This window comes from Pseudomonas sp. LBUM1641, from assembly GCF_059716235.1.
Genome location: NZ_CP166815.1, coordinates 1106806 through 1119043 on the forward strand (window position 1 = coordinate 1106806; position 12238 = coordinate 1119043).

The following is a 12238-nucleotide window of genomic DNA, read 5'->3' on the forward strand; positions in this document are numbered from 1 at the left end:
TTAAAATAGAAGCCCTGCGAGGACCCAAAGCTCATGAAACGTTTAACTTTCAAACTCGTCGGTCGGTTGCTGGCTGAACTGATCGTCCTGCTGGCCATTTACTTTCTGGGCTGCGAATTGGCCGCCTGGCTCAGCTGGCCCATTCCCGGCGGTGTGGTCGGCCTGGGCCTGTTGCTGCTGACCTTCGCCACCGGCCTGGTAAAACCGGCGGCCCTGCAATTGGGCGCCGGTGTGCTGATGGCGGAGATGCTGCTGTTCTTCATTCCTGCGTTGATGAGCCTTCTGGACTACGGCAGCCTGGTAAAGCACGACGGCTGGCGGATCATGCTGGTGATCGGCTTCAGCACCTTGTCGGTGATGCTGGTGACCGCGTTTACCGTGGAATTCGTTTGCCGTTGGAAGTTGCGCCATGAAGCTTGAGCTGATGCCGATGTTCTGGTTGGCGCTGACCCTCGGCGCCTACGCCTTCAGCCGCTGGATCTATCGGCGGACCGGGCGTTACCTGCTGTCGCCGCTGATCCTGGTGCCCGCGCTGTTGCTGGCGGTGGCCGTGCCAATGAAGACTGCTTATGCCGAATACTCCACCGACACCCACTGGCTGATGCTGGTGCTGGGCCCGGTGACCGTGGCATTCGCCATTCCGATCTGGCAACAGCGCCAGTTGCTGATGCGTCATTGGTCAGCGTTGATGCTGGGGATGGTGGCGGGCAGCGCGGCGTCCATCGCCACTTCGTATGGCCTGGCCAAAGCCTTGGCGCTCGACAGCTCGGTGACGATGTCGTTGGTGCCCCGTTCGATCACCACGCCGTTCGCCATGCCGGTGTCTTCCGACCTGGGCGGAGTGCCGGAACTGACGGCCGTATTCGTGATGTTCACCGGTGTGTTCGGCGCCATGCTCGGCGGCGTGTTGCTCAAGTGGCTGCCGCTGCGCACACCGTTGGCTCGTGGCGCATTGTTTGGCGTGGGCGCTCACGGCGCGGGTGTCAGCCGGGCCCATGAAGTGGGTGGCGAGGAAGGCTCGGTGGCGGGTCTGGTGATGGTGCTGACCGGGTTGCTCAACCTGTTTGCCGCGCCTTTATTGGCGTCGCTTCTCTGACGCAATTTGAGCGAGTTGCAACTATCCTCATGACTGACCCGCTCGGTCATCAAGGTGGCTGCCAATGCAACTACGGCAGCCTCGGCGTCTGACTAGACTGCCTCTTCTGCCTGGATTGCCCCTTCACTCAAAAAAATAATAAAGCGCGCCAAGGAGGTCATTGCCGTGAGCCTAGCCACTGTTCAATCGACACACAGCGTAAAAGATCAGGTCAGCGCTGCCGAATGGCAGACCCGCGTCGACCTCGCCGCGTGCTATCGCCTGGTAGCGATGCACGGTTGGGACGACCTGATTTTCACCCATATCTCAGCCAAGGTGCCGGGCACCGAAGACTTCCTGATCAACCCTTATGGGCTGATGTTCCACGAGATCACCGCATCGAGCCTGGTGAAGGTCGACCAGGCCGGCAACAAGCTGATGGACAGTCCCTACGAGGTCAACCCGGCGGGCTACACCATCCACAGCGCGGTTCACGAAGTTCGCCACGACGTGGTCTGCGTGCTGCACACCCACACCGCTTCCGGCATTGCTGTTTCCGCGCAGAAGCAGGGCGTATTGCCCATCAGCCAGCAGTCCTTGTTTGTGCTGTCCAGCCTGGCCTATCACGCCTACGAAGGCGTGGCGCTGAACCACGAGGAAAAGGCCCGCTTGCAGGCCGACCTTGGCGAAAACAATTTCCTGATGCTGCACAACCACGGCTTGCTGACTTGCGGTGGCAGCATCGCCGATACCTTCCTGATGATGTTCATCTTTCAGCGCACCTGCGATATCCAGGTGATGGCGCAGAACGGTGGTGCGGAATTGATCACGATTGCACCACCGATATTGGCCGGTGCCCGGGCGATGATCGCCGGGGTTACCAAAAGCGCCCAAGGCATGGGCGGCGCGCTGGCATGGCCGGCGCTGCTGCGCAAACTCGACGCACTCGACCCCGGGTATAAAAGCTGATGCCACTCGCCGAGATTCCGCTGCGTATCTGGCGCCAGCGCGCCCAGAGCTTCGAGTTTCGCGGCCGCACCATTCGTTATTGGGTGGCGGGGCAGGGCGAGCCGTTGCTGCTGATCCATGGGTTCCCGACGGCCAGTTGGGATTGGCATTACCTCTGGCAGCCGTTAGCCCAGCGCTATCAAGTGATTGCGTGCGACATGCTGGGGTTTGGCGACTCGGCCAAGCCGTTGGATCACACGTATTGCCTGCTGGAGCAGGCGGATTTGCAGCAGGCTTTGCTGGAGCATCTTTGGGTGCAGCAGCCGGTGCATGTGTTGGCCCATGATTACGGTGACAGTGTGGCGCAGGAGCTGTTGGCGCGGCATTACGAAGGGCGGTTTCAGATGGCCAGTGGTGTGTTTCTCAACGGTGGGTTGTTTCCGGAGACGCATCGTCCGGCGTTGGTTCAGAAGCTGTTGCTGAGCCCGTTGGGTTGGATGATCGGGCGGGCGTTTGGGCGTAATGCGCTGGCCAACAGTTTCGGGCAGATTTTTGGGCCTTCGACCCGGCCCAGTGAAAGTGCGCTGGATGATTTCTGGAGCTTGATCGAGAGCCAGGATGGGCCGCGGATTTTGCACAAGTTGATTGCGTATATTCCTCAGCGTAGGCAGCAGCGGGATCGATGGGTGGACGCGATGCAGCGGGGGGAGGTGCCGTTGCGGGTGATCGATGGGGAGGTTGATCCGATTTCTGGGGGGCATATGGTTCAGCGCTATCGTGAGCTGGTGCCGCATGCGGATACGGTGTTGCTGGCGAATATTGGGCACTATCCGCAGATTGAGGCGCCGGTGCAGGTGTTGAAGCATTATCTGGCGTTTCGGGAGGGGCTTGGGGTGGGGGCTTCTCGTGTGGCTTATTCTTGAGGTTTTGATGGGGGGCATATCCGTTATTTAGGTAACGGCCACCTATGGTTCCGCTCTTACAGCGGGTCACTTTTGAAAAGCCGGAATGCCGGCCCAGTCAAAAGTAACCAAAACGCTCTGCCCCGCCTGTCGGCGCCTCGCCTAGGCTCGGCGTTCCCTCACTCCGGCACCGCGAAGCGGGCCGCCGCGACGGGCCATCCATGGCCCGTCGCGGCTAAACCGGCGTCCTGCCGGTTTACCCGCTCCTCAATACCTGCGTTCGGCCTCGGGCTGAATGGGGCAGTCAGATCAAAATCAAAAGCAAGAGCACAGCGGCCTACAGGCCGGCTTGAGTGTTAGAAGCAGAGGCAAGATCCAGAGCGAAAGCAGGGCTGCTTTTCTGTGGGAGCGGGCTTGCTCGCGAAAAACCTGAGACCGCCGCGTTCATCCAGAATGCCAGCGTCATCGTTAACGACCTTCGCGAGCAAGCCCGCTCCCACATTTGGACCGTGCCCGCTTTAGCTTTTGATTTAGCCTTTGCTTCACCACACTCAAGCCGGCCGGTAGGCCGCTGTGCTGTTGATCTGCTTTTGATCTTGATCTTAGGCGCCCCGTTAAACCACGCTGGCCGAACGTAGGCAGTACGGAGCGGGTAAACCGGCAGGACGCCGGTTTAGCCGCGACGGGGCAGGGACGCCCCGTCGCGGCGGCCCGCTTCGTGCTGCCGGAGCTGAGGGCACACCGAGCATTAGCGAGGTGCCGAGTGGTGGGGCAAGAGCGTTTTGCTTACTTTTGCGCTGTTCAAAAGTGAGCCGCTGTAAGAGCGGAACCAATCGAAGCCGTAACCGAAGGAATGGATATGTACTCACCCCAACGCCCCGCCAATCATCCCCGAGCCTTATCGCGCACCATTCACCCCCAACCGTATTTATTGTGACCACAAGCCCCGTGCCTGACACTCAACCCATCCACCCCTAACCACCCCTGGAGTCCCCAATGAGTGAGCCTGTGCAGTTCCAAGACAAGGTCGTGATCGTCACCGGTGCCGGCGGCGGACTGGGCCGCGCCCATGCACTCCTGTTCGCCAAACACGGCGCCAAAGTGCTGGTCAACGATCTTGGTGGCTCAACCCAGGGCGAAGGCGCCAACGCCTCAGCGGCGGACCGCGTCGTAGCCGAAATCCGTGAAGCAGGCGGTATAGCCGAAGCCAACCACGACTCCGTCACCGACGGCGACAAAATCGTCCAGAACGCCCTCGACGCCTTCGGCCGCATCGACGTCGTAGTCAACAACGCCGGGATCCTGCGGGACAAAACCTTCCACAAAATGGAAGACAGCGACTGGGACCTGGTCTACCGCGTGCACGTCGAAGGCGCCTACAAAGTCACCCGCGCCGCATGGCCACACTTGCGCGAGCAAGCCTACGGCCGCGTGATCTTCACCGCCTCGACCTCGGGCATCTACGGCAACTTCGGCCAGTCCAACTACGGCATGGCCAAACTCGGCCTGTACGGCCTGACCCGCACCCTGGCGCTGGAAGGCCGCAAGAACAACATCCTGGTCAACGCCATCGCGCCTACCGGCGGCACACGCATGACCGAAGGCCTGATCCCGCCGCAAGTCTTCGAACGCCTCAAGCCGGAATTGATCAGCCCGCTGGTGGTGTACCTGGGCAGCGAGGCATGCCAGGAAACTTCCGGGCTGTTCGAGGTGGGCGGTGGCTGGATCGGCAAGACCCGCTGGGAGCGCAGCCTGGGTGTTGGGTTCGACCCTGAGGCAGGGTTCTCGCCGGATGACGTCGCCGCCCACTGGCAGCAAATCTGCGATTTCGAAGGGGCTGCTCACCCCAAGGACAACATCGAAGCCTTGAAAGAGATGATGGCCAATCTGCAGAAATACAGCCTGTGATCGTTGCATGAAAAAGTTTTAATCAACCGGGGCGCCATGGCGCCCCGGTTTATTTCAGGCATAAAAAAAGCCGCTGCAAAGGCAGCGGCTGAAGTAAGACGTTTGATCAAGGAGCAATAAATCAACGTCAGTGAACACCGGTAACAGATTGAAAATAGTGATCAATCCATAAAAAACGTGCTGTTCTTCCTGGTTCTGGAAGCGGGCGGTTTGCCCTGAAAGCCAAGCAAGAATAGGCTTTTGTTACAGAATGAAAAATAGCGATTCAAGACAAGGACTGTTACCAAACCAGCAACAGTGACAATAGCGCCCATCCATCCTTCTGATAATCCTTCATCCATCTCGTCCATACCCTCGCCAATACGCCGCCCAGAGCGCTCTTTCATCCTTTCGAGCGACAACACGAATACCTCCTTGGTGCGCTTATCGCTCCTGATCGCGGGCAGTAGGGTGGGGCCTTCTGTCACACCACCGGGGAAGACGCATGACAAGAACAACAATGCGCGCCATCTTCAGGCCACAGGCGCTGGCCGCTGCGGTTGCTTTGGGTTGCTGTGCCCAGGCGCAGGCTGTTTCGTTCAACATCGGCGAGATCGAAGGGCAATTCGATTCCTCGCTGTCGGTCGGTGCCAGTTGGGGCATGCGCGACGCCGACAAGAAGCTGGTGGGTATTCCCAACGGCGGAACGGGCCAGGCTTCCACCGGCGATGACGGTCGCCTGAACTTCAAGAAGGGCGAGACCTTCTCCAAGATCTTCAAGGGCATCCATGACCTGGAGCTCAAGTACGGCGACAGCGGCGTGTTCGTGCGCGGCAAGTATTGGTACGACTTCGAACTGCAGGACGAAGACCGCGAATTCAAGCAGATCAGCAATAACCACCGGGACGAGGGCGCGCGCTCTTCCGGCTACGAATTACTGGATGCCTTCGTCTATCACAACTACTCCATCGGCGATTTGCCGGGCAACGTGCGCGTCGGCAAGCAGGTGGTCAGCTGGGGTGAAAGTACGTTCATCGGCAACTCGATCAACAGCATCAACCCCATCGACGTTTCTGCCTTCCGCCGGCCCGGCGCCGAGATCAAGGAAGGGCTGATTCCGGTCAACATGGTGTTTGCATCCCAAAGCCTCACCAACCAGTTGAGCGTGGAAGGCTTCTACCAGTTGAACTGGGAAAACACCGTGGTGGATAACTGCGGCACCTTCTTCGGCAACGACGTGGTGGCCCACGGCTGCAACGGCAACTACACCGTCGGCAGCCCGGCGATTGCGCCGTTGCAACCGGTGGCGGCGGCGTTCGGCCAGGGCTTCCAGGTCACGAACGAAGGCGTCGTGGTGCAGCGTGCAAAAGACCGCGAGGCGCGCGATGGCGGCCAGTTCGGGATGGCGCTGCGCTGGCTGGGGGATGACACGGAGTACGGCCTGTACTTCATGAACTACCACAGCCGCACGCCGACCGTCGGTACCATCACCGCCAACACCAACCTGGCAACCATTGGCCGTATCGTCAATACAGCCAACGGGATCGCCCCGGGGTCCGGGGCCGGCCTGGCGCAAAGCACGATGCTCGGTCGCGGCCAGTATTACCTCGACTACCCGGAAAACATCCGCCTGTTCGGTGCCAGCTTCTCGACCACCTTGCCCACCGGCACGGCCTGGACCGGCGAAATCAGCTACCGCCCGAATGCCCCCGTACAACTCAACACCACCGACCTGACGCTGGCCTTGGTCAACCCGATTGCCGGTAACGCCGCGTCACCGATCGCCAGTTCCTTCGGTTCCGACAACGCTGGCTATCGCCGCAAGGAAATCACCCAGATCCAGAGCACCATGACCCAATTCTTCGACCAGGTACTGGGCGCCGAACGCCTGACCCTGGTGGGCGAAGCGGCTTTTGTGCACGTCGGCGGGCTGGAGGCGAAATCCAAGCTGCGCTATGGCCGCGATTCGGTCTACGGCCAATACGGCTTCGGTGGCGACACCGACGGTTTTGTCACGGCCAACTCCTGGGGTTATCGCGCCCGGGCCATCCTCGATTACAACAACGTGTTCGCCGGGGTCAACCTCAAGCCCAACGTCTCGTGGTCCCAGGACGTCAGCGGCTACGGCCCCAACGGCCTGTTCAACGAAGGGGCCAAGGCCCTCAGCGTTGGCGTGGACGCGGACTACCGCAACACCTACACCGCGAGCCTGAGCTACACCGACTTTTTTGGCGGTGACTACAACACCCTCACCGACCGCGACTTCATCGCCCTCAGCTTTGGCGTGAACTTCTGATTTGGCTTAAAGAAGGACAAGAGACTATGCGCAAGATGATTCTGCAATGCGGCGTGTTGGCACTGAGCCTGTTGGCGGCCAACGTGATTGCCGCGGTGTCGCCGGAAGAAGCGGCCAAGCTCGGCACCACCCTGACCCCGGTGGGTGCCGAAAAGGCCGGTAACGCTGACGGCTCGATCCCGGCATGGACCGGTGGCATCCCGAAAAACGCCGGGGCGGTGGACAGCAAAGGCTTCCTCGCCGACCCGTTTGCCAGTGAAAAACCACTGTTCGTGATCACCGCCGCCACGGTCGACAAGTACAAGGACAAACTGTCCGAAGGCCAGGTGGCGATGTTCAAGCGCTACCCGCAAACCTACAAGATCCCGGTGTACCCGACCCATCGCACGGTCAACCTGCCACCGGAAATCTACGAGTCGATCAAGCGCAGTGCGTTGAACGTGCATGCGATCAACGACGGCAATGGCCTGGAAAACTTCACCGGTAACCGCTACTACGCGTTCCCGATTCCGAAGAACGGCGTTGAAGTGTTGTGGAACCACATCACCCGTTACCACGGTGGCAACCTGCGCCGCATCATCACCCAGGCCACGCCGCAGACCAACGGCAGCTACACGCCGATCCGTTTCGAAGAAGAAGTGGCCGTGCCGCAGCTGATACCGGACATGGACCCGGTCAAGGGCGCCAACGTGCTGACCTTCTTCAAGCAATCGGTGACCGCCCCGGCGCGCTTGGCCGGTAACGTGCTGCTGGTGCATGAAACCCTCGACCAGGTGAAGGAGCCGCGCCTGGCCTGGGTCTACAACGCCGGCCAGCGCCGGGTGCGTCGTGCGCCGCAAGTGGCCTACGACGGGCCGGGCACCGCGGCCGACGGCCTGCGTACCTCGGACAATTTCGACATGTTCTCCGGCGCCCCGGACCGCTATGACTGGAAGCTGGTGGGCAAGAAGGAGATGTACATCCCCTACAACAGCTACAAGCTCGACTCGCCGACCCTCAAGTACGACGACATCATCAAGGCCGGCCACATCAACCAGGATTTGACCCGCTACGAGCTGCACCGGGTCTGGGAAGTGGTCGGTACCGTCAAGCCGAGCGAGCGGCACATCTACGCCAAGCGCCACATGTACATCGACGAAGACAGCTGGCAAGTGGCATTGGTGGATCACTACGACGGCCGTGGCCAACTGTGGCGTGTCGCTGAAGGTCACGCGCAGTTCTACTACGACCACCAGGTGCCGGCCTACACCGTCGAGACCCTGTACGACATCATCGCCGGGCGCTACATCGCCCTGGGGATGAAGAACGAAGAGAAGAGCAGCTTCGTGTTCGGCTTTGCGGCGAAGGCGGCGGACTACACGCCAGCGGCATTGCGTTCTGAAGGCGTACGCTAAAACCTGATTGGAACACGGTCAAACTGTGGGAGCGGGCTTGCTCGCGAAAGCGGTGTATCAGTCAATATATCCGGTGACTGACACTCCGCTTTCGCGAGCAAGCCCGCTCCCAGATTTACTGTGTTCCACCTTTAGAACATATGCCCGGCAATCAGCCTGCTGAATATTCCTCAACAACCGCCAGCCACAGGACTAGGGTAGGGCGCACGCCGCCTAATAATAAAAAACAGGGACGCAGTAATGACCGCCATGACCCGTTGTCTGGATCGTCCTGGATTCATGCCACGCTTGTCTCCCCATCATCTGTTGCGCCCGCGTTTGTCCGGGCCGTTGCTCAACGCCTCGGCGCGGGTGAAGTTGCTCTGCGCCCCGGCCGGCAGTGGCAAGAGCGCGTTGCTTGCCGAATGCGCATTGCAGGCACCTGCGGATTGCCAGGTGTATTGGTTACCGCTGAATGGGGCGGCCCTGGATTTGTGTCAGCGTCTGGCCCAAACCCTCGGCCTGGTGTTTGTCGATGAACCCACGCTGCTGCTGGCCCTCAACCGCTGGCAAGCGCCGGCCTGGCTGTTTCTCGATGACTTCTGCCGGGTGCCGGCACCTGAACTGGATGCGCTGCTCGATCGCATTCTGGCGGCCAGCAGTCCCGTTTTAACCTGGTGGATTGGCGCGCGGCGGCGGCCGGCGTGCAACTGGCCACGGCTGTTGCTCGACGATGAGTTGTGGGAGTGCAACGCAGCCGAGCTGGCGTTTGATCACACCGAGATCCAGCACTTGGCCGGGCCCTGCGTCGACAAGGTGCTGAAGTTCAGCGCCGGCTGGTGCGCCGGCGTGCGCATCGCATTGCTTGAGAGCGACGGGCACCCCGACAAAACCTTGCTCGACTACCTGCAACACGAGCTGTTCAGCGGCCTGGCGCCGGAGCTGGCCGAAGCCTGGCGCGTGCTTGCGCACTTGCCACGTTTCAACCCGAGCCTGTGTGATCACCTGTTCGGCTTCGGTGATTATCTGCGTGACTTGCAGACGTTGGGCGCCTTTATCGAACCCTGGGAAGACTCCACCGACTGGCTGCAAATCTTCCCGCCGCTGGCGCAACTGTTACTCGACGAACCGTGGCCGGCCAAGCGCTCCTGGCACCGTCGCGCCTGCCAGTGGTTTACCGCCGCCGAGGATTGGCAAGCCGCGTTTGAGCAGGCGCTGCTGGCCGAAGAGTACGAAGTGGCCGTGAGCCTGTTGCAGCACTTCAGTTTTGAAGACTTGTTCCGCCAGCAAAATGCGGTGCTTTTGTTGCGCCTGCATGAGCAGCATGGCGATGAATTGATGCTGGGTTCGGCGCAGCTGGTGGGCCTGGTAACGGCGGCGTTGCTGTTTGCCGGGCGCTTTGACCAGGCGGCGTTATGCATCGATCAACTGGCGCGTTTCACCCCGCAACCGACTGCGCATTCGCAGCGCTATCTGCTGGCCCGCTGGCAGGCGCAATGGGGTTGGTTGTTGCACCTGGGAGGCGAAGCCGTACGCGCCCGGGAACATTTTCTGGAAGCCCTGCAAGACTTGCCCGAGAGTGCCTGGACCTCGCGCCTGATGTGCCTGTCGGGCCTGACCCAGCAAGCCTTGCTGCGTGGCGAGTTGGACGTCGCCCAGTCGTTGAACCGTGAAGCACTTTGCCTGGCGCGTTCCCATGGCTCGTTGCTGCTGGAGGCGTTGCTGGAACTCGATCATGCGCAGTTGCTGGAGCAGCGCGGCGCGCCGTATCGGGCCCAGAGCCTGCTGGAAAACGTGCAGCGCATGCTGGTGCAACAGCGGCTTAAAGCCGGGCCGTTGATGGGGCGGATTTCCTTGCGGCGTGGGCATCTGGCCTTGCGCCAAGGGCACGACGCCGTGGCCGCCGAATGCTTCGAATCCGGCCTGGGCATGTGCCTGCACAGCCAGGACAAACGCGTGCTCTATGGCTACCTCGGTCTGGCTTTATTGGCCGCCAACAAAGGCGATTACGCCGAGGCGTTTATCCAGTTGCGGGACGCCGAGCGCCTGATGCAGCAACGCCAGGTGCCCGACACCGTGTACCGCGCCGTGTTGCTGTTGCTCAGCGGGCATTTCTGGCTGCAACAGGGCCGCGCCGAACTGACCCTGGAAGCGGTGACCCGCGTGCTGCGGCACTACCGTGGCCCGAAGGCCAAACAGGCGCCGCCGGCCACCCTTGAATTGATCCCGCGACTTGAGTATTTGCAGGTGCTGGCGGAAGTAAAATTACGCCGCGCCGAAGAGCCTATCGCCCGCCTGAGTGCATTGCTGGAGACTGCCCGTCAGCGCGGCATGCTGTGCCTGGAAGCGGAATTGCAGTTGGTGTTGGGGGAAGTGGCCTGGCAAGTCGGCGATCGACCGTTGGCCGTGCGCTCACTGGAAGCCGGGTTGGAACTGGCAGGACGATGCCAGGTACAACAGGCGATTCGCGAGTTGCGCCTCAGGCAGCCGGGATTGTTGAGTGCGTTGGGGCTGGAGCCGCAAGAGTGCCTGGCGACGGCGGGGGAAAACCCTCTGAGCCAGCGCGAGCTTGAGGTGCTGCAATTGATTGCCCAGGGCAATTCCAATCTGGAAATTGCCGGGCAGTTGTTTATCTCGCTGCACACGGTGAAAACCCATGCGCGGAGGATTCATAGCAAGTTGGGGGTGGAGCGGCGTACCCAGGCGGTGGCCAAGGCTAAAACCTTGGGATTGATGGCCTGAAGCCAAGCGCCATTTCTCAAACAATGAAGATCACATGTGGGAGCGGGCTTGCTCGCGAATGCGGTGTATCAGTCACTGATGCTTTAACTGACAGACCGCATTCGCGAGCAAGCCCGCTCCCACATTTTGCTTTGTTGTGTGCCTGATACTGGGAGTCAGGGCTGATAACCCATCCGCCAACTCACCGCCTGGGTTGCCGCCAACAAACGCTTCGCCGCCGGGCCGTCTTCGTCGGCATGGAACAGCGACGTCGGCCCAACCACGGTCAATACCGCCGCCACCTGCCCGACCGCGTTGAACACCGGTGCCGACAACGCGTCCACACCCGGCATCAGCAAACCGTGCACAAAGTGCAGGCCACGCTGGCGGATCTGCTCGCAAGCGGTGGCGTAGGCCTGGTCATCCGCCAACGCATGGGCGATGCCCGCCTGAATCTCCCGCTCGCGCAACTCCACGGTTTCCCGCGACGGCAGAAACGCGCTGAACACCAGCCCGGTGGATGAACTGAGCAGCGGCAACACCGAGCCCAATTGCGTCACCACCGTTACCGCGCGCACCGCCGGCTCGATGTGCACCACGGTCGCGCCTTGATTGCCCCAAACGGCCAGGAAGCAGGTTTCATTCAACTCGTCCCGCAGTTCCGCCAGGGGCAGGGCGGCGACTTTCAGCACGTCCATGCTGCCCAGTGCGGCCAAACCCACGCGCAAGGCTTCGCGGCCCAGGCCGTAATGGTTGGTGGCGGTGTTCTGTTCGGCAAAACCGGAGGCAATCAGCGCCTGCAAATAGCGGTGGACCTTGCTCGCCGGCATTTGCACATGTTCGGCCAGGCGCGACAGCGAGGTGGCCGGCGACAGTTCGGCCAGGGCCTTGAGGATGTCGGTGCCCACTTCAGCCGAGCGGACTTTCTGTTTACCGGTGTCGCGAGGGGCGGGCGGCTTTTCCATGGAAGGCATGAATCCGAAAGACGAATGGGCGTCTTTATAGCTTGACGGTCAACAGGTATCAAATTACGTTA

General features: G+C 60.9%; 10 protein-coding genes. 8 read left to right on the forward strand and 2 right to left on the reverse strand.

Annotated elements, in window-relative coordinates:
* Positions 1-33 precede the first annotated feature (33 nt).
* The 5 genes from ACA046_RS04985 (at position 34) to ACA046_RS05005 (ending at position 4833) form a co-directional block, all read left to right on the forward strand.
* Entirely contained in the window at positions 34-420 is a 387-nt protein-coding gene (locus ACA046_RS04985; RefSeq protein ID WP_497676029.1) for a CidA/LrgA family protein, read from the forward strand.
* Positions 410-1096 (forward strand): LrgB family protein, encoded by a 687-nt coding sequence (locus ACA046_RS04990; RefSeq protein WP_497676030.1) that lies wholly within the window; start codon positions 410-412, stop codon positions 1094-1096. Before ACA046_RS04985 ends, ACA046_RS04990 begins: the two co-directional genes overlap by 11 nt.
* 165 nt (positions 1097-1261) lie before the next feature.
* Positions 1262-2044: a class II aldolase/adducin family protein gene (locus ACA046_RS04995; RefSeq protein ID WP_167665440.1), complete on the forward strand. Its 783-nt coding sequence runs from the start codon at positions 1262-1264 to the stop codon at positions 2042-2044.
* Positions 2044-2946, forward strand: coding sequence for an alpha/beta fold hydrolase (locus tag ACA046_RS05000; RefSeq protein ID WP_459026152.1), 903 nt, complete (start codon positions 2044-2046; stop codon positions 2944-2946). Before ACA046_RS04995 ends, ACA046_RS05000 begins: the two co-directional genes overlap by 1 nt.
* A 975-nt stretch (positions 2947-3921) precedes the next feature.
* The gene (locus ACA046_RS05005) at positions 3922-4833 is read left to right on the forward strand and encodes an SDR family oxidoreductase (protein WP_177083339.1); all 912 of its coding nucleotides are present in this window, start codon (positions 3922-3924) and stop codon (positions 4831-4833) included.
* Between the two features lie 161 nt (positions 4834-4994).
* Here ACA046_RS05005 and ACA046_RS05010 read toward each other — a convergent pair whose 3' ends face one another.
* The gene (locus ACA046_RS05010) at positions 4995-5237 is read right to left on the reverse strand and encodes a hypothetical protein (protein ID WP_459026156.1); all 243 of its coding nucleotides are present in this window, start codon (positions 5235-5237) and stop codon (positions 4995-4997) included.
* Between the two features lie 80 nt (positions 5238-5317).
* On the opposite strand from ACA046_RS05010, the gene ACA046_RS05015 reads away from it, so the two are divergent.
* From ACA046_RS05015 to ACA046_RS05025, 3 genes are all read left to right on the forward strand, one after another.
* Positions 5318-7108: a DUF1302 domain-containing protein gene (locus ACA046_RS05015; RefSeq protein ID WP_459026158.1), complete on the forward strand. Its 1791-nt coding sequence runs from the start codon at positions 5318-5320 to the stop codon at positions 7106-7108.
* Between the two features lie 26 nt (positions 7109-7134).
* Positions 7135-8502, forward strand: a complete 1368-nt coding sequence (locus ACA046_RS05020; protein WP_497676031.1) for a DUF1329 domain-containing protein — start codon at positions 7135-7137, stop codon at positions 8500-8502.
* A gap of 240 nt (positions 8503-8742) precedes the next feature.
* Positions 8743-11223, forward strand: a complete 2481-nt coding sequence (locus ACA046_RS05025) for a LuxR C-terminal-related transcriptional regulator (RefSeq protein WP_497676032.1) — start codon at positions 8743-8745, stop codon at positions 11221-11223.
* A gap of 155 nt (positions 11224-11378) precedes the next feature.
* Here the strand turns inward: ACA046_RS05025 and ACA046_RS05030 are convergent, their stop codons facing one another.
* Positions 11379-12167 carry an IclR family transcriptional regulator gene (locus ACA046_RS05030; RefSeq protein ID WP_167663781.1) on the reverse strand — a complete coding sequence of 263 codons (789 nt, stop codon included), beginning with the start codon at positions 12165-12167 and terminating at the stop codon, positions 11379-11381.
* Between the last annotated feature and the right edge of the window lie 71 nt (positions 12168-12238).